The sequence below is a fragment of the Streptomyces sp. NPDC033165 genome (assembly GCF_055577965.1).
Window position 1 is genome coordinate 1 of record NZ_JBVIPK010000023.1, and the last position, 23,067, is coordinate 23,067.

General features: G+C 73.1%; 23 protein-coding genes. 7 read left to right on the forward strand and 16 right to left on the reverse strand.

What is annotated here, in order from left to right; genetic code table 11:
* The coding region (locus ACZ5WC_RS31850; RefSeq protein WP_468544080.1) for a heavy metal translocating P-type ATPase at window positions 1-1,076 on the reverse strand (1,076 nt) is incomplete at its 3' end.
* Window positions 1,077-1,378: 302 nt separating this feature from the next.
* Here ACZ5WC_RS31850 and ACZ5WC_RS31855 point away from each other — a divergent pair.
* On the forward strand, window positions 1,379-2,068 hold the full coding sequence (locus ACZ5WC_RS31855; RefSeq protein WP_468544081.1) for a copper homeostasis protein CutC: 690 nt from the start codon (window positions 1,379-1,381) through the stop codon (window positions 2,066-2,068).
* Window positions 2,069-2,110: 42 nt separating this feature from the next.
* On the opposite strand, the gene ACZ5WC_RS31860 is transcribed toward ACZ5WC_RS31855, so the two are convergent.
* Window positions 2,111-4,195, reverse strand: coding sequence for a HelD family protein (locus ACZ5WC_RS31860; RefSeq protein ID WP_468544082.1), 2,085 nt, complete (start codon window positions 4,193-4,195; stop codon window positions 2,111-2,113).
* A 389-nt stretch (window positions 4,196-4,584) separates the two neighbouring features.
* Between ACZ5WC_RS31860 and ACZ5WC_RS31865 the strand changes: the two genes are divergently transcribed.
* Complete coding sequence (locus tag ACZ5WC_RS31865; protein ID WP_096631489.1) at window positions 4,585-4,773, forward strand: hypothetical protein; 189 nt, start codon at window positions 4,585-4,587, stop codon at window positions 4,771-4,773.
* A gap of 43 nt (window positions 4,774-4,816) precedes the next feature.
* On the opposite strand, the gene ACZ5WC_RS31870 is transcribed toward ACZ5WC_RS31865, so the two are convergent.
* Both ACZ5WC_RS31870 and ACZ5WC_RS31875 read right to left on the reverse strand, forming a co-directional pair.
* Window positions 4,817-6,460 (reverse strand): DNA repair helicase XPB, encoded by a 1,644-nt coding sequence (locus ACZ5WC_RS31870; RefSeq protein WP_096631497.1) that lies wholly within the window; start codon window positions 6,458-6,460, stop codon window positions 4,817-4,819.
* Window positions 6,461-6,638: 178 nt separating this feature from the next.
* On the reverse strand, window positions 6,639-7,250 hold the full coding sequence (locus ACZ5WC_RS31875) for a MarR family winged helix-turn-helix transcriptional regulator (RefSeq protein ID WP_468544083.1): 612 nt from the start codon (window positions 7,248-7,250) through the stop codon (window positions 6,639-6,641).
* A gap of 81 nt (window positions 7,251-7,331) precedes the next feature.
* Between ACZ5WC_RS31875 and ACZ5WC_RS31880 the strand changes: the two genes are divergently transcribed.
* Window positions 7,332-7,784 carry an SRPBCC family protein gene (locus tag ACZ5WC_RS31880; protein ID WP_468544084.1) on the forward strand — a complete coding sequence of 151 codons (453 nt, stop codon included), beginning with the start codon at window positions 7,332-7,334 and terminating at the stop codon, window positions 7,782-7,784.
* Between the two features lie 88 nt (window positions 7,785-7,872).
* Here ACZ5WC_RS31880 and ACZ5WC_RS31885 read toward each other — a convergent pair whose 3' ends face one another.
* Window positions 7,873-8,637, reverse strand: coding sequence for a YqjF family protein (locus ACZ5WC_RS31885; RefSeq protein WP_468544085.1), 765 nt, complete (start codon window positions 8,635-8,637; stop codon window positions 7,873-7,875).
* Between the two features lie 111 nt (window positions 8,638-8,748).
* Here ACZ5WC_RS31885 and ACZ5WC_RS31890 point away from each other — a divergent pair, with 111 nt between their 5' ends.
* Complete coding sequence (locus ACZ5WC_RS31890) at window positions 8,749-9,186, forward strand: hypothetical protein (RefSeq protein ID WP_468544086.1); 438 nt, start codon at window positions 8,749-8,751, stop codon at window positions 9,184-9,186.
* A 162-nt stretch (window positions 9,187-9,348) separates the two neighbouring features.
* Here the strand turns inward: ACZ5WC_RS31890 and ACZ5WC_RS31895 are convergent, their stop codons facing one another.
* Window positions 9,349-11,832, reverse strand: a complete 2,484-nt coding sequence (locus tag ACZ5WC_RS31895) for a helicase-associated domain-containing protein (protein ID WP_468544087.1) — start codon at window positions 11,830-11,832, stop codon at window positions 9,349-9,351.
* A gap of 54 nt (window positions 11,833-11,886) precedes the next feature.
* On the opposite strand from ACZ5WC_RS31895, the gene ACZ5WC_RS31900 reads away from it, so the two are divergent.
* A complete protein-coding gene (locus tag ACZ5WC_RS31900) occupies window positions 11,887-13,206 on the forward strand; it encodes a hypothetical protein (protein ID WP_468544088.1) in 1,320 nt (439 codons plus the stop codon).
* Here the strand turns inward: ACZ5WC_RS31900 and ACZ5WC_RS31905 are convergent.
* From ACZ5WC_RS31905 to ACZ5WC_RS31925, 5 genes are read right to left on the reverse strand one after another with little or no spacing between them, the layout of a single operon-like run.
* The gene (locus tag ACZ5WC_RS31905) at window positions 13,170-13,757 is read right to left on the reverse strand and encodes a hypothetical protein (RefSeq protein ID WP_468544089.1); all 588 of its coding nucleotides are present in this window, start codon (window positions 13,755-13,757) and stop codon (window positions 13,170-13,172) included. The genes ACZ5WC_RS31900 and ACZ5WC_RS31905 overlap by 37 nt on opposite strands.
* Window positions 13,754-14,746, reverse strand: coding sequence for an ABC transporter substrate-binding protein (locus tag ACZ5WC_RS31910; protein WP_468544090.1), 993 nt, complete (start codon window positions 14,744-14,746; stop codon window positions 13,754-13,756). Before ACZ5WC_RS31910 ends, ACZ5WC_RS31905 begins: the two co-directional genes overlap by 4 nt.
* A 3-nt stretch (window positions 14,747-14,749) precedes the next feature.
* Entirely contained in the window at window positions 14,750-15,688 is a 939-nt protein-coding gene (locus ACZ5WC_RS31915) for an ABC transporter ATP-binding protein (RefSeq protein ID WP_468544091.1), read from the reverse strand.
* The gene (locus ACZ5WC_RS31920) at window positions 15,685-16,770 is read right to left on the reverse strand and encodes a FecCD family ABC transporter permease (RefSeq protein ID WP_468544092.1); all 1,086 of its coding nucleotides are present in this window, start codon (window positions 16,768-16,770) and stop codon (window positions 15,685-15,687) included. Before ACZ5WC_RS31920 ends, ACZ5WC_RS31915 begins: the two co-directional genes overlap by 4 nt.
* The gene (locus ACZ5WC_RS31925; protein ID WP_468544093.1) at window positions 16,767-17,798 is read right to left on the reverse strand and encodes a FecCD family ABC transporter permease; all 1,032 of its coding nucleotides are present in this window, start codon (window positions 17,796-17,798) and stop codon (window positions 16,767-16,769) included. The genes ACZ5WC_RS31920 and ACZ5WC_RS31925 overlap by 4 nt, the downstream gene beginning before the upstream one ends.
* A 211-nt stretch (window positions 17,799-18,009) precedes the next feature.
* Here ACZ5WC_RS31925 and ACZ5WC_RS31930 point away from each other — a divergent pair, with 211 nt between their 5' ends.
* Window positions 18,010-18,654, forward strand: coding sequence for an HAD family hydrolase (locus ACZ5WC_RS31930; RefSeq protein WP_468544094.1), 645 nt, complete (start codon window positions 18,010-18,012; stop codon window positions 18,652-18,654).
* Window positions 18,655-18,666: 12 nt separating this feature from the next.
* Here ACZ5WC_RS31930 and ACZ5WC_RS31935 read toward each other — a convergent pair whose 3' ends face one another.
* Window positions 18,667-18,906 (reverse strand): hypothetical protein, encoded by a 240-nt coding sequence (locus ACZ5WC_RS31935; RefSeq protein ID WP_468544095.1) that lies wholly within the window; start codon window positions 18,904-18,906, stop codon window positions 18,667-18,669.
* 167 nt (window positions 18,907-19,073) lie between these two features.
* On the opposite strand from ACZ5WC_RS31935, the gene ACZ5WC_RS31940 reads away from it, so the two are divergent.
* A complete protein-coding gene (locus ACZ5WC_RS31940) occupies window positions 19,074-19,457 on the forward strand; it encodes a cold-shock protein (protein WP_096631474.1) in 384 nt (127 codons plus the stop codon).
* Window positions 19,458-19,478: 21 nt separating this feature from the next.
* Here ACZ5WC_RS31940 and ACZ5WC_RS31945 read toward each other — a convergent pair whose 3' ends face one another.
* Genes ACZ5WC_RS31945 through ACZ5WC_RS31960 form a run of 4 tightly spaced genes read right to left on the reverse strand, consistent with a single transcriptional unit; the run spans window position 19,479 to window position 23,054 of the window.
* A complete protein-coding gene (locus ACZ5WC_RS31945; protein ID WP_468544096.1) occupies window positions 19,479-20,339 on the reverse strand; it encodes a 1,4-dihydroxy-6-naphthoate synthase in 861 nt (286 codons plus the stop codon).
* Window positions 20,329-21,018 carry a futalosine hydrolase gene (locus ACZ5WC_RS31950; RefSeq protein ID WP_468544097.1) on the reverse strand — a complete coding sequence of 230 codons (690 nt, stop codon included), beginning with the start codon at window positions 21,016-21,018 and terminating at the stop codon, window positions 20,329-20,331. Before ACZ5WC_RS31950 ends, ACZ5WC_RS31945 begins: the two co-directional genes overlap by 11 nt.
* 53 nt (window positions 21,019-21,071) lie before the next feature.
* Complete coding sequence (locus tag ACZ5WC_RS31955; protein WP_096631470.1) at window positions 21,072-21,548, reverse strand: DUF2771 domain-containing protein; 477 nt, start codon at window positions 21,546-21,548, stop codon at window positions 21,072-21,074.
* 27 nt (window positions 21,549-21,575) lie between these two features.
* Entirely contained in the window at window positions 21,576-23,054 is a 1,479-nt protein-coding gene (locus tag ACZ5WC_RS31960; protein ID WP_468544098.1) for an MFS transporter, read from the reverse strand.
* Between the last annotated feature and the right edge of the window lie 13 nt (window positions 23,055-23,067).

A 23,067-nucleotide genomic window follows, 5' to 3' on the forward strand; every position in this document is an offset into this window, starting at 1 on the left:
ACCAGTTTCGCCATGCGGGCGAGCTGGGTGTCGGCCCCGACGCGGGTGGCCTCGACGACGAGCCGCCCGCCCGCGTTCAGCGTCGCACCGGTGACGGTGTCGCCGACGCCGGCCTCCACGGGCACCGACTCGCCCGTCAGCATCGACGCGTCCACCGCCGAGGAGCCCTCGACGACGGTCCCGTCGGTGGCGATCTTCTCCCCGGGGCGGACCAGGAAGCGGTCCCCGACCTGCAACTCACCTGTCGGTACGGTCACTTCGGCGCCGTCGCGCAGGACGGTGACCTCCTTCGCCCCCAGCTCCAGCAGCGCCCGCAGCGCCGCCCCGGCCTTCCGCTTCGAGCGGGCCTCGAAGTAGCGCCCGGCGAGGATGAAGGCGGTCACCCCGGCGGCGGCCTCCAGATAGATGTTCCCCGCGCCGTCGGATCGGGCGATCGTCAGCTCGAAGGGGTGGGTCATCCCGACCATGCCCGCCGTGCCGAAGAACAGCGCCCACAACGACCACAGGAACGCCGCCGACGTACCGACCGAGACCAGGGTGTCCATGGTCGCCGCGCCGTGCTTGGCATTGGTCCAGGCGGCCCGGTGGAAGGGCCAGGCGGCGTAGACGATGACGGGGGCGGTCAGGGTGAGACTCAGCCACTGCCAGTAGTCGAACTGGAGCGCCGGGACCATCGCCATCGCGATCACCGGGACCGCGAGGACGACGGCGGTGATCAGGCGCTGGCGCAGCGGGGTGAGGCCGTCGTCCTCCGCCGCCTCCTCCCCGCCGCCCTCCGGCCCTCCGGTCGCCGGTGGCGTGGCGGCGGGCGGGGCGGGTTCCCTGGCGGTGTAGCCGGTGGCCTCGACCGTCGAGATCAGGTCCTGCACGGACACATCGGCGCCCCGGTAGGCGACCTTGGCCTTCTCGGTGGCGTAGTTGACGGTGGCCTCGACACCGTCCATCCGGTTCAGCTTCTTCTCGATACGGGCCGCGCACGAGGCGCAGGTCATCCCGCCGATCGCGAGCTCGACCGCGTCGGTCCCGGTGGCGGTCCCGGGAGCGGTGGTGGCGGTGGTGGCGGAGTGCGCGGACACGGGGTCCTCCCTGCTGCCGACTTGATACCCCTAGGGGGTATCTCCTTCTCACTTCATGTATACCCCCCTCCCCTATGAATCGCAAGGTGTGATCGCGGCCGCGGTCGCGGGGTGGGGTGCCCGATCTGCGGTGACATGTGCACGCGGCACGTCACTCGCCTGCGGGGGCGAGTTCGCGCCAAAGCGCGATCATGCGTTCAGATGGAGGGCTGTGCCGCGCGGTGGCCGACCCGTAGTCTGGTCATTGGACTAGACCTATAGCTGAGTAGCTCTGTAGCTGTGTATCGGAGGAATGGGGACCCATGAGCAACCGTGCAGTCCTGGAGGTGATCGCTCTCGACGCGGAGGACGCGGTCGCCGCTCAGGCCGGTGGTGCAGACCGCCTCGAACTGGTCACCGACATGGCCGCGGACGGTCTGACGCCGTCCCGGGAGACCTTCGAGGCGATCCGGTCCGCCGTGGACATCCCGCTGCGCGTGATGCTCAGGCTGGCGGACGGCTTCGCCGCCGGTGACATCGACGTGCTGGTCGGCAAGGCCCGCGAGATGCGCGCGGCGGGTGCGGACGAGTTCGTGTTCGGCTTCCTCGACGAGGACGGCCACCCCGACCTCGTCGCCGTCGAGCGGATCGTCGCCGAGCTGGACGGCTGCCGGTGGACGTTCCACCGCGCGATCGACCGGGCCGCCGACCGCGACACCCTCCGCAAGCAGCTCGCGGACCTGCCCGGCCTCGACACGTACCTCACGGCGGGTTCGCCGGCCGGAGTGGACGCCGGTATCCCGACGCTCGTGGCCGAGGCGGCCCGTAGCCGGGAGCCGGGTTACGAGGCGCAGATCCTGGTCGGCGGCGGCCTCCACCTGCACCACGTCTCCCGGCTGCGGGCGGCGGGTATCGGCGCCTTCCACATCGGCGGGGCGGCGAGGCCCGCGGGCTGGTCGGCCCCGGTGGACACGGCGGCCGTACGGGAGTGGCGCGAGGCGCTGGACGCGTGAGGCCGGCGGGGGGCGGGGAAGACCCTGCCCCCACCGGCGGTTTTACGCCAACGCCTCCGGCAGCGGCGCCGCGTGGAGCACCGTGAGCCCGGAGACCGCACGGGTCAGGGCCACGTACAGCCGCCGCAGCCCGGTCCGCTCGTCCGGCTCGCCGCCGACCACGGCGGCCGGTTCGTCGAGCACCACGTAGTCGTACTCCAGGCCCTTGGCGAGCGACGCGGGCACCAGCGTCAGCCGGGAGGCGGCGGTGGTCTCCTCGCCCGGGGACAGGTACGCGTGGCCCGCCGCCGTCAGGGCCGCGCCCAGGACCGGAATCCGGGCGTCGGCGGCGATGAGCCCGATGGACCCCTCGTGGCGCAACGACTCCTCGCAGGCGGCGACGACAGCGGCGGCCACCTCATCCGCACCGCCCGCCACCTCCCGGACGACCAGCGACCCGGGTGACTCCCGCACCGACTCCACCGCCGCCAGCCCCGGCGAGATCGTTGGCAGCAGCCGGGAGGCGTACGCGATGACCTCGCGCGGCACGCGGAAACCGGCCGTCAGCTCCTCGACCACCGCATCCGCCTTGCCCAGGTGGAACAGCGCCTCGCCCCAGCTCTCCGTGGACCACGGGGTCGTCCCCTGCGCGAGGTCGCCGAGCACGGTGGCCGAACCGGTCGAGCACCGCCGGCCCACCGCCCGGTACTGCATGGGGGACAGGTCCTGCGCCTCGTCGAGCACGACATGGCCGAGCGAGTGCGTACGGGAGACCAGATCCCCGGCCTCGTCGATCAGCACGGCGTCGGCCGCCGACCACCTGGCGGACTTCACACTCCTCGCGGGCTTCGCCCACAGGATGACCTTCTGCTCGTCCTCGCTGAGCAGCCCCTCGGCGTGCGCGGCCAGGAACTCGGCGTCCGAGAGCAGCCGCAGCACGACCTTGGCCGGGTCGACGGCGGGCCAGACCGCCTTGACGGCCGCCTTGACCGCCGGGTTCCGGGCGACCGCGTTCTGCACCCGGTCGTCGGGGGCCTCACCGGCCTCCTCCATCCGGACGAGGACGGCGTGCGCGATCCGCTGCGGCAGCGCCTCGTGCGCGGCCCCGTACCGCATGTCCCGGGCCAGCAGCTCGTCGACCATCTCCTGGACCTCGTACACGGGCACCCGCCAGCGCCGGGACCCGCGCACCACGACGACGGGCTCGGTGGGGGCGCTCACGTGCGAGCGGATGGCCCGCCGCAGCACCTCGGCCATGCGGGCGTCGCCCTTGACGACGGCGGCGGCCGCGTCGTCCGTGCCGCGCACCTCCACGCCCGCCGTCACCAGGTCGTCGACGGTGGCCTGCCTGACCTCCAGCTCGCCGAGGGCGGGCAGGACCTGCTCGATGTAGTGCAGGAAGGAACGGTTCGGCCCGACGACCAGGGTCCCGGTGCGGGCGAGCCGCTCGCGGTGCGCGTACAGCAGGTACGCCACGCGGTGCAGGCCGACGGCGGTCTTCCCGGTACCGGGCCCGCCCTGCACACAGACGGTCCCGCCGAGCCCGCTCCGTACGATCTCGTCCTGTTCGGGCTGGATGGTGGCGACGATGTCGCGCATCGGCCCGACGCGGGGCCGCTCGATCTCCGCCTGGAGGAGCTTGCTGGTGTGCTCGGCCTCGGCCGGATCGGTGAGGTGCTCGTCCTCGTACGCGGTCAGCTCGCCGCCGGTGTAACCGAAGCGGCGGCGCAGCCCCACGTCCTGGGGGTTCTTCCGGGACGCCTGGTAGTACGGCTGGGAGACCGGTGCACGCCAGTCGATGACCATCGGGTCCCCGGCGGCATCGTGGACATGCCGGCGCCCGATGTAGAACCGCTCGCCCTCCGCACCCTCGGCCAGCTCGCCGCCCACGGCGTGCAGATAGTCGAGGCGGCCGAAGAACAGCGGGGTGTGCGAGAGGTCGGCGAGCGCCCTGATGCGGTCGTCGATCTGGGACTGGAGCACTTCGGCGTTGACCCAGTTCGCGGTGACATCGGCGATGTCGAGGGCCTGGACGTCCTCGCGCATCCCCCGCAGGGCGGCCCGGGACGCGGCGAGGTGGGCGCGCTCGTACGCGAGGGGGGCGGGCGTGGAATCGCTGTCTGCTGCTTCTGCTACGTGCGCGGGCACGATGTTGCCTCCGGCTCTTCAAGGGCTCTTCGACGGCGCTTCGACGCAGGACGGCGGACCGCGCGGGGACCGGCCGGGGCCGGAACGGGGCGGTTCGCTCGGAAGGTCCGATCGCGTGGGTGTCGGCCGGTTTCCGTCCGGTCGGCGGCGCTCCCGGGGCCGTTGGACCGGCACGGGAGGCGGGCAGACCGGCGATTGTAGCCACAGGTCCGGTCCCGGGCGAAACGGAATACGGGCTCCGCCCGGGACCGGGACCGCGGGACCGCGGGTAGGGGGTCCCCGTAGGGGATGCGGGCGGACCGAGCGGTACCGGAGGGCTACGAGCCGGGCGTACGGGTTCGGTCTGCGGACCGACGCGTCCGAACGGGTGACGGGAGCACCATGGATGCATGAGCACAGCCACCCTGAACCCACGAAGGACCGGCCCCGCGCACGGCGCGACCGCGGTCACCGGTCACCACCGTCCCCACCGCGTCGGAGACGCGCTGCGCGCCGTGAAGGTGTTCGTGACGACGGCGTTCGGCGTGGTCGTCCTGGGGGAGTACGCGGAGGAGGCGGGAGTGCGGCGGGCCCGCTGAGGAGCCCGCCGCATCGCTTCCGCTTCCCCGGTCTTCGGCTTCCTCAGCTCCCGGCGAGCAGCTCGTCCGCGTCGACGATGCGGTACGCGTACCCCTGCTCGGCGAGGAACCGCTGGCGGTGTGCCGCGAAGTCCTGGTCGATGGTGTCGCGGGCGACGACCGAGTAGAACCGGGCCTCGTGCCCGTCGGCCTTGGGCCGCAGGACGCGCCCCAGCCGCTGCGCCTCCTCCTGGCGCGACCCGAAGGTCCCGGAGACCTGGATGGCGACGGTGGCCTCGGGCAGGTCGATGGAGAAGTTGGCGACCTTGGAGACGACGAGGACGCTGATCTCGCCCTGGCGGAACGCGTCGAAGAGCTTCTCTCGCTGGGCGTTGCTGGTCTCGCCCTTGATGACGGGGGCGTCCAGGTGCTCGCCGAGCTCGTCGAGCTGGTCGATGTACTGGCCGATGACGAGGGTCTGCTCACCCTGGTGCTTGCGCACGAGGGCCTCGGTCACCTTCCGCTTGGTGGCGGTGGTGGCGCAGAACCGGTACTTCTCCTCCGTCTCGGCGGTGGCGTAGGCGAGCCGCTCGGAGTCGGTGAGGTTGACCCGTACCTCGACGCAGTCGGCGGGCGCGATGTAGCCCTGCGCCTCGATCTCCTTCCACGGGGCGTCGAACCTCTTGGGCCCGATGAGCGAGAACACATCCGACTCCCGCCCGTCCTCACGCACGAGCGTCGCGGTGAGCCCGAGCCGCCGCCGGGCCTGGAGGTCGGCGGTGAACTTGAAGACGGGGGCGGGCAGCAGGTGGACCTCGTCGTAGACGACCAGGCCCCAGTCGCGGGAGTCGAAGAGCTCCAGATGCGGGTAGACGCCCTTACGCCGGGTGGTCAGCACCTGGTAGGTGGCGATGGTGACCGGCCGGATCTCCTTCTTCGTACCGCTGTACTCGCCGATCTCGTCCTCGGTGAGTGAGGTCCGCTTCACCAGCTCGTGCTTCCACTGCCGGGCGGAGACGGTGTTGGTGACGAGGATGAGGGTGGTGGCCTTGGCCTCGGCCATGGCACCGGCCCCGACGAGTGTCTTGCCCGCCCCGCAGGGGAGCACCACCACCCCCGACCCGCCGTGCCAGAACCCTTCGACGGCCTGCTTCTGGTACGGCCGCAGCGCCCAGCCGTCCTCGGCCAGCTCGATCGGATGGGCCTCGCCGTCGACGTACCCCGCGAGGTCTTCGGCGGGCCACCCCAGCTTGAGCAGGGTCTGCTTGATCTGCCCGCGCTCGGAGGGGTGCACGGCCACGGTGTCCGGGTCGATCCGGGCCCCGACCAGCGGCTGGACCTTCTTCGACCGGAGGATCTCCTCCAGCACGGGCCGGTCGGTGCTGGTGAGCACGAGCCCGTGCACGGGGTGCTTGGACAGGGTGAGCCGCCCGTACCGCGCCATCGTCTCGGCGATGTCGACCAGGAGCGCGTGCGGCACGGGGTAGCGGGAGTACTCGACGAGCGCGTCGACGACCTGCTCGGCGTCGTGCCCGGCGGCCCGGGCGTTCCACAGCCCGAGCGGGGTGACGCGGTACGTATGGATGTGCTCGGGCGCACGCTCCAGCTCCGCGAACGGTGCGATGGCACGACGGCAGGCGTCCGCCAGGTCGTGGTCGACCTCAAGGAGCAGAGTCTTGTCGCTCTGGACGATCAGGCAGGACAACACATACCTCCGGAAGTTGGATCGTCCCGTGACGGACAGCACACCCGCCATGGCTCGGGCTCCGCCCCGTGCCCGACGCCTTCAGGGCGCCTCGGCCGGTGCGCCGGGATGCGCGCTGCCGACTACGTCAGACGTTCACGCGAACAGACGATTCTACCTGGGCCCGGGCTGATCGGGCCGATCACGCCGATTTCGGCTTGGACCGGTGATCGGGCCGGTGATCGGACCGCTGATCGGACTCTGGATCGGACGTGGGATCGGATGCGGGGTCGGACCCGGGCCCGGACGCGTCGAAGGCGGCCAGCAGCTTGCGCAGGACCGCGTCGAAGGTGTGCGCCTCGTCCTCGGTGAGCAGCCCGAGCAGGCGGTTCTCGTTCGCGGCGTGCTCGGTGACGGCGGCGTCGACGAGGGCGAACCCCTCGGGCGTGAGGCCGATCCGGAGGCTGCGGCGGTCCTCCGGGTCGGCCCGCCGGGCGACGAGACCGCGCGCCTCCAGGCGATCGACGCGCTTGGTCATCCCGGCGCGCGTGATGAGGAGGATCTCCGCGAGCCGCGAGGGCGGCATCTCGTGCGGGGCCCCCGTGCGGCGGAGGCTGGCCAGGACGTCGAACTCCCCGCGATCCAGACCGTGGGCGGCGAAGACGGCCTCCACGCGGCGGCTGCCCGCGATGTGGAGACGGGCGAAGCGCGCCAGCGTGCCCATGGCGGTGAAGTCGAGATCCGGCCGCTCGCGCTGCCAGTGGGCGACGGCGATGTCGGCGAAGTCGGGGGGCGTCTCGGAGCTTTCGGCCATACGGCGATGGTATCGCAACCGCTAACCGGTATATGGTCAACTGGTTAATCAAATCGCGCAGGTGCTCGGAAAGGCGTTCTGATGAAGCCCATAGCTGTGCGCTCCTCGGCCGTTGTGCAGGCCCCCGCGGAGTTCGTGTGGGATTTCCTCCGCGTCTACGCCAACGACCTGGACTGGCGCTCCGGCCTGGAGAGGATGACCCAGACCCCGCCGGGCCCGGTGCGGGACGGCGCCCGGGTGGCGGAGACCCTGCGGGTGCTGGGCAGGGTCGTGGAGAGCGTGGTCGAGGTCTCGGACGTCCGCGAGGGCCGCTCCTTCACCTGGCGCGTCGTCGAGGGCGCGACGGCCGACGGCAGCCGCTCGGTGACCGCGACGGGCGAGGAGTCCTGCCGGGTGGACATCGTTAAACGGGTGACCCTGGGCGGGAGCGATCGCCTGCTGCGTCCGGTGATCGCCGCGGTGATCGCGCGTAGCGAGCGCGGGGACCTCCGACGGGTGAAGCGGCTGCTGGAACGTTCGTGGCAGAGCCGCTGAGGGCTGCTGAGGGCCGCTGAGAGCGGCGAGGCGGCGCTGTGGGAAGAAGAACAGCGCTCATCGCGGCAGCCCCGGTGCCGGCGCCCCCTCAGGGCCGTTCGGGCCCGGGGCGCGCCTGGCGGCCGAAGCGCACGGGAACGCCGGGGGAGTACAGCACGCTCACCGGATTCCCGGCCGGCGCGGGCAGCCCTCCGGCCGCCACCAGGTCCTCGTCGCACTCCACGAGCTCCGCCCGGTGCAGGGGCCACCGGGGATGGACGTTGGGCAGATGTACGGTCCGCCCGAAGAACGAACTGTGCAGGGCCCAACGGGCGGTCAGGAAGTGCTCAAGCGGCGAGGGTTCCCCGATCGGCTCCCCCGCCCGCACCACGATCCTGCTCCGCGCCCCGCGGGGGCCGGGCCAGCGTCGGCTGCTCGTGTACGTGAGGGTGTCGCCGGAGCGTTCGACGTCCATCCGGGACCACACGTACGGCAACCGGAAGGCGGCCCGCGCCACGAGGACCGGGATCAGCCGCGAGGCGTCGAGGGACCGGAAGACCACCGCGCGCCGCCCGCGCCCGTCCACGGAGTACAGCCGGACGTTGGTCTCCGGGAACGTGCCCAGGTACGGAATCCCCGGCAGCCCGAGCCCGCTCACCCGGTGCATCCGGAACGCCACCAGGCCCACGTACGTCGTCGTCCCGTCGAACGTGTCCGGCACGGTCCCCGACGGCAACAGCGGTGCCACGTCAGCCGGTTCGACCGCCCAGTGAAGAAACGCCAGGTCCAGCCAGGACTGCGTGAGGAGCGGCCGCATCGGCGCGGCGGGCGGGTCGGGCGACACGGGCTCGGGGGCGCGGACGGCGAAGGGCATGTCCGCAGCATCGCAGACGGGTGCGAGGCCGGAACCCGGATCGGCCGACGCCGGTCCGGGTAACCTGTGCGCCAAGTCGGGAGAAGATCCCCGGCCAACGGAGGGAAGAACGTGGAGCAGAGCAGGCGGAACGGCGTCTCGCGTCGCGGGCTGATCCGAGGCGGGCTGCTGGCGGTGGCGGCATCCGGCGTGGCGGTGGTCGGTCTCGCAGGGCCGGCGAACGCGGCCGTGGTCAACCTCGGCCTCGACAAGCAGGGTGCCAAGCGGATCCAGCGGTGGATTCTCACCATGTACGGCTACAAGGGCGCGATCGACGGGGTGCTCGGGACCAACAGCTGGAAGGCGATTCAGCGTTGGCTGGCCAAGTGGCCCGGCCAGCCCCGTCCCTACAAGGGCGCCATCGACGGGATCGTGGGACCCAAGACGATCTCGTCGCTCCAGGCCAACCTGAAGAAGTTCGAAGGCTACAAGGGTGCCATCGACGGCATCGCCGGACCGGGGACCAAGGCCGCGTTCTGGCGCAAGGCCTACTCCAACCCGCCGGTCTGACCGGCTGAGCATCGCGAGTCGCCCGGCTTGGCCTTCAGGGGCCGGTCGGCAGGGCGTCCGGGGCGTTGGTCACGCAACGGCCCCGGGCGCCCTTTCCGTGTGCCCCGCCCATCGTCAGCACGCGGAGTCGGCACGCGCCCGCCAGGTGCTATGGGACAGCCCTCAGGGCTGCCCGTCCTCCGCCAGCTCCGCCACCCCCGTGATCCGGTGCAGCGGGTAGGTCCGGACCTCGTCGGCCGTGTGGTCGTAGGCCGTGACGAAGCCGCCCTCCACGCGGACCGGGGCGATCACGCGCTGGCTGGCCGCGCCGTCCGCGTTGACGTAGCCGATCCAGACCGCGGAGCCCGTCATCGCGGCGGCCTGGACCGTGGCCAGGGTCTCGGCGGGGGTGGTGCGGGGGAGGGCGCCGGAGGCGGGAGATCCCGCAGGGCCCTCGGCGGGTTCCTTGCGGGCGACCGTGGCGGCCGTGTCGCCCGCGCGGATCGCCCGTACCGCGGCCCCCAGCAGCGTGGCGTCCGGGGACGGGGGGCCTTCGGGAACCGGGGCCGGAGGGGTGCGGGGCGGGGTGCGGTGGGCGCCTGCGCGGGTGATCAGGACATCGCCCTCGGCGGATTCGGCGGCGGGGGCGTAGCCCATGTCGCGCAGTGCTTCGAGGAGGGAGCCGGGGTCGGCCTGGGAGGCCAGGACCGTGGGGGCGAGGCGGCGGAGGCGCAGGCCCGTGGAGCGGCGGTCGGCCAGGATCTCGTTGAGGACCGCCTCGTCGTCGCAGCGTACGTACGCGGACGCCGCCCCGATCCGCAGGTGGCCGTGGCGGCGGGCCACGTCGTCGATCAGGTAGCTCAGCGGCTGCGGCACAGGCGTACGGCTGTGCGCGGCCAGGAACGCGTGCAGGTCGGCGGCCGCCTGCCCGGCGTCCAACGCGCGGCGCACCGAGCCGGGCGTGAAGCGGTAGACCGTCGCACCGCCCTTCGACTCGACGTCCGCCAGGACCGACAGCGTCTGCGCCAGCGGGCGCTCCAGCGGGCCCGGCGCCACCGCCGTCAGGTCCGCCTGGAGCAGGACGTGGTCCAGGGGCTCGGGGAGGAGAGGGGCCAGGAGCGCGGCGGAAGCGTCCGGGCCCTCCGCCAGCAGTGCGCGGGCCTGTACGGACAGCGCGCCCCGGCCCGTGATGCCCAGCAACTCCGCCTCGTTGAGCGTCCAGAGCGCCAGGCGGGAGCGGAGGTCGCCCCCCTCCCCGGGGGGCGTCGCGCCGGAGGCGGCGGTCGGGCCGCCGCGCAACGGGCGTTCCCAGCGCAGCCGTTGCAGCAGCGTCTCCGGGTCCGGCGCGGTGCCCGGGGGGAGTTCGGCGAACAGGGCCAGGACCCGGCGGCGTACGTCGGGGGCCGCCGAGCGGTCGAGGTCCGGGCCGAGTGCGGACAGGGCCCGGCCCTTCGCGTCCTGGCCGCCCACCAGGCCGGGGACCCGGGTGGCCGGGAGCCAGGCGGTGGCGAGGTGCGTCCAGCGGTCCTGGGCGGACAGGTCGAGCCACTCGTCGTACGCGGGCGTCGGCGCGTACCGCTCGTCCGTCTCCCCGTCGGAGGCCAGCAGGCCCGCGGCGTAGGCCAGTTCGATCCAGAAGGCGGCGATCTGCTCCGGTACGTCCAGCGCCGTGGCCGCCCGCTTCAGCTCCCGTACGCTCAGGCCGCCCGCGCGCAGGGTCGGCGGGCCGCCGCCGTTCCAGAGGCTCAGCAACTCCTCGACCGTGGACAGCGCCGTGAACGCCTGACCGGCCGCCGCCCTGTCCACAGCCTGTGGATCGCGCTCGGCGGACGCCGCGACGGCCGGTGGGGCCGGTTCCGGTACGCGGTGGGCACGTCCGGCGCGCAGGTGCAGCGCCGCCTCGCGCGGCAGGACCACCGTGCGCGTCGACACCGGCAGCAGCAGGCCCCGGTCGCGCAGCCACTTCACCGGCGGGGTCGGGTTCGGGGTGACCTCCCCGTACGGCGGGCCCCACACCAGCCGGTCCAGCACCGAAAGCGCCTCCACCGGGGCCGTGTCCAGCAGCTCCGCCATCCTCGTCCGGTCCGTGAACAGGGAGGACAGCGCCGCCACCGCCGAGACCGGGTCGTGCGTGGCCGGGAGGCCGGTCGCCGCCAGGATCTCCTGGAGGCGGCCCGGTGACATCCCGGCCGTCGCCTCGGAGACCGTCGGGCCGAGGCCGGTGGGGGAGGGGTGCTGCGGGGACGGGGCGAGCAGCTCGCGGGCCGTACGCACCAGCCGCAGCCGGTCGTCCTCGCCCCAGACCAGGGCCTGTTCGCGCAGGGTCGCCAGCGCGCCCGGCAGCGCGGCGGTGATCGCCGCTCCCGCGTCGTCGTGCTGCTCGCCGTCGTCGAGACCGTCGCCGGTGAGGAGCGAGAGCAGCGTGGTGTACGGAGCCGGGTCCGGGGCCACCGCCAGCGCCTCGGCGGTCTGGAGCGCGAACCGGTCCAGGTGTTCCAGCGCGCGCACCACCGAGGCCCGGGTGCCGGCCCTCGTGGCGAGCTGGGTGATGTCGTTCGGCACCGGATTGAGGAGGTCGGGGCGGGCACGCAGCAGCCCCGCCAGCGATTCGTCGCCCCGGGCGCGCAGGGCTTCGGCGAGCGTGCGCGGTGGTGTGGTCGTCCCCATCCGTCCCACGGTAGCCGCTGGAACGCTACCGTCGGGGCAGGGCCGGTAGAGGGGATGCACCGCGTGGGGATCGAGAGCGACCAGCTCGTCTACGACTACCTGAGCCGGGTCGGGGACCTGGCCCAGCAACAACAGCTGTCGTCGGGCGCCCGGATGCGACTCGTTTCGACGCTCCGAGGAGAGATCGACCGGCAGCGCGGCGCGGGGGGCGCGGACTCCCCGGCGGCGGTCCGGCGCATCATCAGCAGGCTCGGCAGCCCGGACGCGCTGGTCGCCGCTGCGGCGGAGTCGGGCGACGGGACGGTCCCGCCGCCGTCGGCGCGGCCGGGCGGCGGGGCGGGCGCTCCTCGGCGGGAGAAGGGGCGCGGCGCGGTCCCCCGGCCCCGGAGCGGTCTGCTCCGCAAGGGCCCGAAGGACGCGGGCCCCGCCCCGGGCGCGAAACCCGTCTCAGCCCCTGACCCAGCCCCTCCCTCAGCCTCCGGTTCAGCCCCTGGACCCGCCCCGAAAGCCGGTTCCGGGCGGGGCGCGTCGCGGCGGGGTGGCGGGAGCGGGGCGGACGGCGGTGCGGATGCCGGTTCAGGGGCCCGGCCCCGGCCCCGCACGGACACCGACGACGCGACGGCCCCCGAGGACGTCCCCGCCCGCGACTGGCCCGACCCCTCCGCCCCGCACATGCTCGGCGAGGGCCAGCAGGGCACCGGGGAGTCCGACTGGTGGCGCCTGGAGCCGGGCCCCTTCGACCAGGGGACCGCCATCCCCGGGTTCTTCGGCGGCATCGAGGCACCGGAGCTCCTCGGGAGGCCGCCGAAGCCCGACTCCCCGGAGAAGGACGCGGAGGACGACGAGCCCGGCATCACGGACGGCACCGCCGAGGACGACACCGCCGAGGACGGCGATGGCGAAGACGGCGGTGGTGAAGGGGCCGTTGGGACCGCCCAGCGCCGCCGCGCCCCACGCCTCCTCAAGCTCCGCCGCCGCAAGGCCCCCGCCCCCGCCGTGGTCGAGCCCGCGGCCGCCGCCCCGGCCCCCCGCCGCGGCTTCGCCCACCCCCTGCTGCTCCTGGCCGCCCTCCTGCTCCTCGCCGGAGTCGTCACCGGCTCCTGGCTGCCGCTGGCGGGCGGCTGGCTCATCGCGTACAGCTCGCGCACCCTCTCCCGTACGGAGGCGAAGTGGGCGGCGCTCGGCCTGCCGGGCGTGGTGGCGGCCGGGGCGCTCGTATGGGTGTGGGGGCGGCTGGACGGGCGCTGGGGCGAGCCCATCCGCGAAGGCGCGATGCGCGACGTCCTGCTCGACGCCTGGCCGGTCGTCGTCCGCGTCGCCGCCGTCGCCTCCGCGCTCTACCTGGTGTGGCGGGCGCGGAGGCGTACGGGGTGAGGTCCTGACTGGGCCGCGTCAGGAGGGTCGGGGTGGAGGTTCTCCGGCAGGAGACGGCGGGCGTCCCTCAGGAGCCGTTCGACCCGGGCGGGCTCGTCGACGTCGTCCAGCAGCCAGTAGGCGAACATGGCGGTGCCGATCGCCCGCCCCGAGAACACCTCTTCGTACAAGGTCCCGAGGCCGGTGCGCACGACGTCCTTGCAGGCCTCCGTGATCTCTTCGTCGTCGGCGACGACGAACGACCAGAGCAGGTCAAGGAAGGCGTGCCGGGCCGCGGGTGACAGGGTCCGCCTCGTCAGACCGGCCATCAGGACGCGTGCCACCGGGACCGCGGTCCACGTCGCCCAGGTCTCCTGGAACACGTGGTACTCGATACCGGTCGGCTTCGCCGCGTCGGTCGTCTGGGCAAGGGCCAGCCGTCGCAGCTCGTCGGGGACGTGCGCCGCGTTCCAGCAGCTGCGGCAGGGGAGGGCGGCCCAGTCGTGCAGACCGAGCTCCCATTCCATCGCGTCCAGGGAGCGTGCCGCCTGCCGCTGCGTCCGGCCGGTCACTTCGTCAGGTTCGCCTTCAGCTCTTCGAGGATCTTGTCGGCCGCCGTGTAGCCGATGCCCTGGATCCACAGCTGGTCGTCGACCGCGAAGACCTTGCCGTTCTTCACGGCGTCCATGTTCTTCCACAGGCCGCTGCCGGTGGTCTGCGTCTCCTTGGACTTCTTCGCGTCGCCGTACGTCGAGTGGAAGACCGCGTCCGCGTCCGCGAGGTCGATCTTCTCGGGGCTGACGTCGTAGGAGAAGCCGTCCGCCGCCTTGCCCGTGATGGCGGGTCGGCCGAGGCCCACGTCGGCGAGGATCGTGGCGATGTAGTTCTTCTTGCCGTAGATGCGGATGTCCGCGCCCTCGACGAACCGGACCATGTTGACCTCGGTCGCGGCCGCCTTCTCCTTGCCGCCGAGCGCCTTCGTCACACCGGCCACGTGCTTGGCGTAGTTGTCGGTGACCGTCTTCGCCTCGGCCGTCTTGTCGAGGGCCTCCGCGTGGACCTGGAAGTTCTCCTTCCAGGGGTAGCCGGTGTTCTCCGTCATCACGGTCGGCGCGATCTTGGACAGCTCGGCGTACTTGTCGCCGTGCCGGATCTTGCTGGTGAGGATCAGGTCGGGCTTCAGACCGGCGATGGCCTCCAGGTTCGGAGTCATCATCTGGCCGACGTCCGCGATGCCCGCGACCTGGTCCTTCGGGAGGTAGTTCAGGAAGCCCGACTTCACGTCCGAGTGGGTCGCGCCGACCGGCTTCACGCCGAGGGTGAGGACCGAGTCGAGCTCGGCGGTGTCCAGGACGACGACCCGCTCCGGGGTCTCCTTGACCTTCACGTCCCCCATCGCCGTCTTGACCGTACGAGTGGAGGCGGAGCCACCAGAACCGGAATCAGAACCGGAACCTGAACCGGAATCGGAGGACGAACCGCACGCGGCCAGGGTCAGCGCGGCGGCTGCCGTCAGGGACGCGGCGGCGAGGGCACGGGGGCGGGAGCTGCGCAGGGTCATGGGTCAGAGGGCCTTTCCAGGAGTCGGGGCGGACGCGGATTCGGACGCCGAAGCGGAAGCAGACTCCGATTCCGGTGCGGATGTGGACGCGGATGCAGCCGTGGACGCGGGGGTCCAGGGGGCGCCCGGGACGACGAGCGGCGAACCCGTCACCGGGTCGGGCACGATCACCGCCTCCAGGCCGAAGACCTCACGGACGAGCTCGGCGGTGACGACGTCCCCGGGACGCCCCTCCGCGACGATCCGGCCCGCCTTCATGGCGACCAGATGATCCGCGTACCGGGCGGCCTGGTTGAGGTCGTGCAGCACGGTGACGACGGTACGGCCCCGGGTGCCGTCGGCGGCAGGGGACGCCAACTGGCGTACCAGGTCCAGGACTTCCACCTGGTGCGCGATGTCGAGGTACGTCGTCGGCTCGTCGAGCAGCAGCAGGTCCGTGTCCTGCGCGAGCGCCATCGCGATCCACACCCGCTGGCGCTGGCCGCCGGACAGCTCGTCCACCGACCGGTCGGCGAGCGCCGAGACGTCCGTACGGGACATGGCGTCGGTCACCGCCCGCTCGTCCTCGTCCGACCACTGCTGCCACCAGCTCTGGTGCGGCTGGCGGCCCCGGGCCACCAGGTCGGAGACGGTGATCGCCTCGGGCGCCACCGGGGTCTGCGGGAGCAGCCCGATGGACTGGGCGATCCTCTTCGTCGGTATCCGCGCCAGCTCCGTCCCGTCCAGCAGGACCGCCCCGCCGCGCGGCTTCAGCAGCCGGCCGAGCGCCCGCAGGGTGGTGGACTTGCCGCAGGCGTTCGGGCCGACGATGACGGTGACCTGCCCGTCGGGCACGGCGAGGTCCAGCTCGTGGACGACGGTGCGGTCCTCATAGGCGAGGGTCAGTGCGCGGGCGGCCAGCCTGCCGCCCGTCTGCTGCGCTGCGTCGGTCGTCGGACTCATGCGGTGCCTCCACTGCGGCCGCGGTGACCGCGGATGATCAGCCAGATCAGGTACGGGGCGCCGACCGCCGCCGTGAGGACGCCCACCGGCAGTTCGGTGGGCGAGAACAGCCTGCGGGCGAGCAGGTCGCCCAGGACGACGATCACCGCGCCCAGCAGCGCCGAGGACAGCAGCGGGATCTGCGCGGTCCGGGTCATCCGGCGGGCGATCTGCGGGGCGAGCAGCGCCACGAAGTCCACCGGGCCCGCCGTGCCCGTCGCCACGGAGGCCAGGACCACGCCGAGCGCGACGAGTCCGAGCCGTACGCGCCCCAGGCGTACGCCCAGCGCGGTCGCGGTGTCGTCGTCCATCGTGACGGTGCGCTGCGCGCGGGCCGCCCACAGCACGGCGGGCAGCAGGATCAGCAGCGTCCAGCCGATCGGGCCCGCCTCCGTCCAGCCGCGCCCGTTCAGCGAACCGGTCATCCAGATCTGCGCCTGCTGGGCGACCAGGTAGTCGCCCTTGGTCAGGAACAGCGTGGTCACCGAGCGCAGGGCGATGGCGAAGCCGATGCCGATGAGCACGAAGCGGGTGGCGTGCAGGCCCCCGCGCCACGCGAACACGTACACGAGCGCGGCCGCCGCCGTCCCGCCGATGACGGAGAGGTAGGGCAGGACGGTGTACGAGGTGATGCCGAAGGTCATCGCGCCGACCGTGAGGGCGCTCGCGCCCTGGCTGATGCCGATGATGTCGGGGCTGGCCAGCGGGTTGCGGGCCACCGTCTGGATCAGCGCCCCCGCGAGCCCGAAGGCCACGCCCACCAGCAGCCCGACGGTCATCCGGGGCAGCCGCAGCGTGCCCACGACCAGCTCGGCCGGGGACGGCTGCCCGAGGATCACCTTCACGACCTCGCCGGGCGCGACGAAGCTCTCGCCGACGCAGAGGTAGGCGATGCAGACGGCGGCCAGGAGGACGGCCAGGGCCGCCGCGGCGAGGGCTGCCCGCCGGTGCAGCAGGAACCGGCCGCGCGGTCCGGCCTTCAGGACGGAGTACCCGGCGGGCCGGACCCGTACGGGCGTCTCGGTCGCGGTCGCGTCGCTCACGCGGGCACCGCCTTCCGGCGTACGAGGGCGACCAGGAACGGCACCCCGATCAGGGCCGTCATCACGCCCGCCGGGACCTCGCTCGGCGGGAACACGATCCGGCCGACGACGTCCGAGACCAGCAGCATCACCGGCCCGATCAGCGCGGCCATCGGCAGCACCCAGCGGTGGTCGCTGCCGACGACCGCGCGGGCTATGTGGGGGACGGCGAGCCCGATGAACGCGATCGGCCCGGCGGCGGCGACCCCGACCCCGGTCAGCACGGTCGCCCCGATGCCGCCGACGATCCGGACCGCCGCGACGTTCTGCCCGAGCCCCTTCGCCACGTCCTCGCCGAGCGCGAGCGCGTCCAGGCCGCGGGCGACCGAGAGCACGAGCACCGCGCCCAGCAGCAGGAACGGCCAGATCTGCTGGACGACGTCCGCCTCCCGCCCGGCGATCGAGCCGACCTGCCAGAAGCGGAACTCGTCCAGCGCGGACGCCTTCGTCGTGAGGATTCCCATGGTCACGGACACCAGCAGCGCGTTGATCGCCGCTCCGCCGAGCGCGAGCTTCACCGGGGTCGCGCCGCCGCGCCCGCCGGCGGCGATGGCGTACACGGCGACCGAGGCGACGGCGGCGCCCGCGAAGGCGAACCAGACGTACCCGGTCAGCGTGTGCACCCCCGCGAACGCGATCGCCATCACCACCGCGACCGACGCGCCCTGGCTGATGCCGAGGATGCCGGGGTCGGCGATGGGGTTGCGGGTGATCCCCTGGAGCACCGTGCCCGCGAGCGCCAGCGCCGCGCCGACCATCAGCCCGATGAGCGTGCGCGGCACCCGCATCGTACGGATGACCTCGGCGGCGTCGGAGTGCCCGCCGTGCAGCAGGGCGTCGAGGACCTCGCCCGGCGGGATGGAACGCGCGCCGACGGCGAGGCTCAGCAGGACGGCCAGGAGCAGCGCCGCGACGGCTGCGGCCGTCGCGGTCGCGCGTCTGGAGAGACGGGGTGCGCGGGGCGCGGCGACCGGCGCTGACGCTGACATCTGACCCAATCGAGACGGACACGGTACGTGCGGACGTACGGGGCATGCGGGAGGTGCGGGTGTGAGGGGTACGGGTCCGGGCCAGGCCCCGAACACGCTGCGGGCAGTGAGCTCGGGGCCTGGCCGGTCCGGTAAGGCTTGGCTAAGTGCGAGCTCAGTCTAGGCGGCGCGATTTCGCCGCCGACGGCGGCCGGTCGGCACAATGGGCGCCATGTCCTCTCTGGCTCCGCACCCCTTGACGGTCGGCTTCGACCTCGACATGACGCTCATCGACTCCCGCCCCGGCATCGCCGCCACCTACCGCGCGCTGTCCGCCGAGACGGGCGTGGCCATCGACGTGGACCTGGTCGTCAGCCGGATCGGCCCGCCGCTGGAGACGGAGCTGGCGTACTGGTTCCCGGCCGATGAGGTGCCCGCCGCGGCGAACCGCTACCGCGCTCTGTATCCCGGCCATGCGATAGCCCCGACCGAGGTGCTGGCCGGGGCGCGGGAGGCGGTGGCGGCCGTGCGGGCGCTCGGCGGGCGGGCGCTCGTCGTCACCGCCAAGCACGAGCCGAGCGCGAAGCTGCACCTGTCCCACCTCGGGATCGAGCCGGACACGGTGATCGGATGGCTGTGGGCGGAGGCCAAGGGCGAGGCCCTGCGCCGCCACGGCGCGCAGGTGTACGTCGGCGACCACACCGGGGACGTGCGCGGCGCTCGGGCGGCCGGGGCGCTGTCGGTCGCGGTGACGACGGGCCCGTGCGCCGCGGCAGAGCTGCGGACGGCGGGCGCTGACGTGGTGCTGGCGGACCTGACCGGCTTCCCGGCCTGGCTGACCGCCTTCGAGGCGGACCGGGTCGCGCGGCGGGGCTGACCGCTAGAGCCGCTAGAGGCGGTTCGCGGCCCGCCTAGGGGAGTTGCTCCAGGCCGAACGCACGACGCCCGCCGCGGCGATCAGGAACCCGACGCCCATCAGCATGCTGACCGCGTACGCGAGGGACGGGAACGGGTCCGTACCGAGAAACAGCGGGGCGACCGTGACCAGTGTGGCCAGTGCGCCGACGAAAAAGACGATCGCGCCGACCTGAACGAGCCGGTCGCCCGGGCCTGAAGGAGTAGTACTCACGCCACCAGGGTAGTTCCCAGCCCGGAGGAACTCTCCGGCGACGTCTTGTCACCGGCCGTAGGGCCATTAGCCTGGGACCGAGCGGGTCACGGTGACCCGCTGTACTGCTATCCGGAGCCGTATCCCGGCTCTCCCGCACATCGACGAGTACGAGGACGAGGACAGACGTGCCCACCGGCAAGGTCAAGTGGTTCAACAGTGAGAAGGGCTTCGGCTTTCTCTCCCGCGACGACGGCGGCGACGTCTTCGTCCACTCGTCGGTACTCCCTGCCGGAGTCGACGCACTCAAGCCCGGCCAGCGCGTGGAATTCGGAGTGGTCGCAGGCCAGCGCGGTGACCAGGCGCTCTCCGTGGCGGTCCTCGACCCCACCCCGTCCGTGGCGGCGGCGCAGCGCCGCAAGCCGGACGAGCTGGCGTCGATCGTGCAGGACCTGACGACGGTCCTGGAGAACATCACGCCGCAGCTGGAGCGCGGCCGCTACCCCGACAAGGCCGCCGGCGCCAAGATCGCGGGCCTGCTGCGGGCGGTCGCCGACCAGCTGGACGTCTGACCCGGGAGGTCCGCGGAGGACTCAGGGAAACGCCAGCGCGTCCGGGCCGAGGGGCGGTACGAGCCCCTCGGCCGCCGCGCGGGTCAGCAGGCCGCGGACCGCCGCGTAGCCGTCCTCGCCGAGGTCGGCGGTGAACTCGTTCACGTACAGGCCGATGTGCTGGTCCGCGACGGCCGGGTCCATCTCCTGGGCGTGCTCCAGGACGTACGGCCGGGAGACCTCCGGGTGGTCCCAGGCCAGGCGGACCGAGCTGCGGGCGGCGTCGGCCAGGCGGTGCAGGGTCTCCGTCCCGAGGGAGCGCTTGGCGATGATCGCGCCGAGCGGGATCGGGAGGCCGGTGGTGTCCTCCCAGTGGCGGCCCATGTCGGCCAGGTTGTGCAGCCCGAAGGTCCGGTACGTGAAGCGGGCCTCGTGGATGACCAGACCGGCGTCCACCTTGCCGTCCCGTACGGCGGGCATGATCTCGTCGAACGGCATCACGACGACCTCGCGGACGCCGCCCGGCACCATCTCCGCCGCCCACAGCCGGAACAGCAGGTACGCCGTCGAGCGCTCGCTCGGTACGGCGACGGTCCGGCCGGTCAGGTCGAGGCCCAGCTCCTTGGTGAGGACCAGCGGGCCGCAGCCCCGGCCCAGCGCCCCGCCGCACGGCAGCAGCGCGTACTCCTCCAGGACCCACGGCAGGACCGCGTACGACACCTTCAGCACGTCCAGCTCGCCGCGTTCGGCCATGCCGTTGGTGATGTCGATGTCGGCGAAGGTCACATCCAGCGCGGGCGCGCCGGGGACCCTGCCGTGCGCCCAGGCGTCGAAGACGAACGTGTCGTTCGGGCAGGGGGAGAAGGCGATCCTGATCGGTGCCGGGTTCGCGTCAGTGGTCATGCCGGTTCCAACCTTCCAGTACGGGGGCGCTCTTCCCGAACGCGTCCGTCAGCGCCGCCAGCGCGTCCCCGATGCGCCAGGCGTCCCGGTCGCGGGGGCCGACGGCGTTCGACACGGCCCGCAGCTCCAGTACGGGCACCCCGGCCCGCTCGGCGGCCTCCGCGACCCCGAAGCCCTCCATCGCCTCGGCCAGCGCCCCCGGGTGCGCGGCGAGCAGGCCGACGGCGCGTTCGGCCGTGCCGGTCACCGTGGAGACGGTCAGGACGGCGCCCGAGGCCGCGCCGGTGGCGGCCGTGACCTCCCGTACGAGCGCGGGCGGAGGCGTGAAGCGGTCCCGGCCGAAGCCGAGCGCGGTGACGGGCAGGAAGCCCTCGGCGGTCTGCGCGCCCAGGTCGGCCGCCACGATGTCGCTCGCCACGATCAGCGACCCGAGCGGGGTCACGGGCGTGAAGGCCCCGCCGATCCCGGCCGAGACGACCAGACCGTACGGTTCGGAGCCCAGCGCGAACGCGGTGGCCGCGGCCGCCGCGGCCGGGCCCGCGCCGCCCGCCAGGACGTCGAACGCCCCGCAGCGGTGCACGGCGGCCCCCGGCAGCTCCACGGTCTGCGCAACGCCCCCGAACGCACGCGTGACCGCGTCCCGTTCCACCGGGACAGCGGTCACGACGAGCACACGCACGGATTCAGCCTCGGGTCGAGGACGAGGGGAGGGGGGAGGGACGGGCGGGCGGGTCAGTCCTTCTTGAACTCGAACTGCCAGATGCCCGTGAGCTTCTTGCCCTTGGTCTCCACGATGGAGATGTTCGTCTTCTCGGCGGGCTGGCCCGTCTGGCTGGCGAAGAAGGCGCTGCCGGGGATCGTCCGGTAGGTCTTCTTGAACGGCTCCTGCTCGGCCTGCTGGCCGTTGATGAAGAGCGTCCAGCCGTTCTCGGCGATCTCGGGGTCGACGCCGAAGCGGACCTTGTCGTCCATGGAGACCTTGATGGTCTTCTCGGCCTTCTTGTTCAGGCAGCCCTGGATGAGGGATTCCTTGATCGCTTCGCCGTCGTTGTAGCAGGCGGCCTCGGTGTTCACCGAGTTGCTGCCGACCGTCACGGTGGCGAGCGGCGTCGGCTTGTCGCAGGCGGACAGGACAAGGAGTCCCGCGGACACGGCACCAAGAGCGACGCCGATTCGACGGCCCTTACCGGAGAAGAACGCAACGGTCATGGGCCGAAGGCTATCGGTCGTCTCCGCTCACGCCACGCGGGGGTGCGGCGTGCCGCGTCGCGCGGCCCCCAGGAGGCCCCGTACGGACGCGGCGGCGCCGAGCCCGAGAATGCCCGCGGCGACCGACATGCCGAGCACCGCGTTGAGCGGCAGGGCGATGCCGATGCCGCCGCCGACCACCCACGCCATCTGGAGCAACGTCTCGGACCGGGCGAACGCGGAGGTGCGGACCTCCTCGGGGACGTCCCGCTGGATCATCGCGTCCAGCGACAGCTTCGACAGGGCCTGGGTGAAGCCGGCGACCGCGCCGAGCGCGGCGACCAGCAGGGTGGAGAAGAACACGGCGGCGAGGATCGCGGTGCCCAGCGCGAGCCCCAGCACCGTCGCGATGATCACCTCGGGCCCGCGCGCCCGGAGCCAGGCGCCCACCGCCGTACCGCAGGCGTTGCCCGCCCCCGCCGCCACGCCGACGATGGCGAGCGAGACCGCCGCGCTCTGCCCGGCCATCGGGTGCTCGCGCAGCAGGAACGCCAGGAAGAAGATCAGGAAGCCGGAGAGGGCCCGGTGCGCCGCGTTGGCCTGGAGGCCGTGGAGCACCGACCCGCCGACGGACCGCAGCCCGGGCGGGCGCTCCCTGGCGGCCCTGTCCCCGCTGCCGGTCCTGCCGCCCTTCCGGTCGCCGCCCCTCCAGAGGCCCGCCCGGGTGCTGCCGCCGGACCACGCGCCGGTCCTTCCCGGGGCGGGCCGTACCGCCTCGTCCTCGCCGTGCGGGTCGATCAGCCGCGCCCGGCGCTCGCCCTTCGCGGAGTCGACCTTGTGCGGCAGGGTGAAGGCGAGGAAGGTGCCCGCGATGAAGATCGCGCACGCGCCGTAGAGCGGCCAGGCGGAGCCGATGGTCTGGAGTCCGGCCCCGATCGGGGCCGCCACCCCCGTCGCCAGCAGCCCCGCGAGGGTGACCCGGGAATTGGCCTTCACCAGCGAGAACCGTGGTGGCAGCAGGCGCGGCACGACCGCACTGCGCACCACTCCGTACGCCTTCGACGAGACCAGGACGCCCAGCGCGGCCGGATACAGCTCAAGACCGCCGGTGGCGACCGCGCCCGACATGGTCAGCGCCAGCAGCGCGCGGGCCAGCATCGCGCCCGCCATCGCGGCCCGGCGGCCGTGCGGCAGGCGGTCCAGCAGCGGACCGATCACCGGGGCCAGCAGGGTGAAGGGGGCCATGGTGATGGCGAGGTAGAGCGCGACCCGCCCGCGCGCCTCGTCCGTGGGTACGGAGAAGAAGACCGTGGAGGCGAGGGCGACCGTGATCATGACGTCGCCCGCGCCGTTCACCGCGTGCAACTCGATCAGTTTGCCGAGGCCGGATTCCCCCGCGCCGTGGGCGTGCGTCGCCTTGCGGATGCCCCGGGCCGTGCCGGTGAACGGGGCGTGCAGGGCACGGCCTGTTGCCCGTCCCGCCCTGCGGAACGGGCCGGGACCGTCGTGCGACCTGGCGGCAGTCACCCCGTCATAGTGC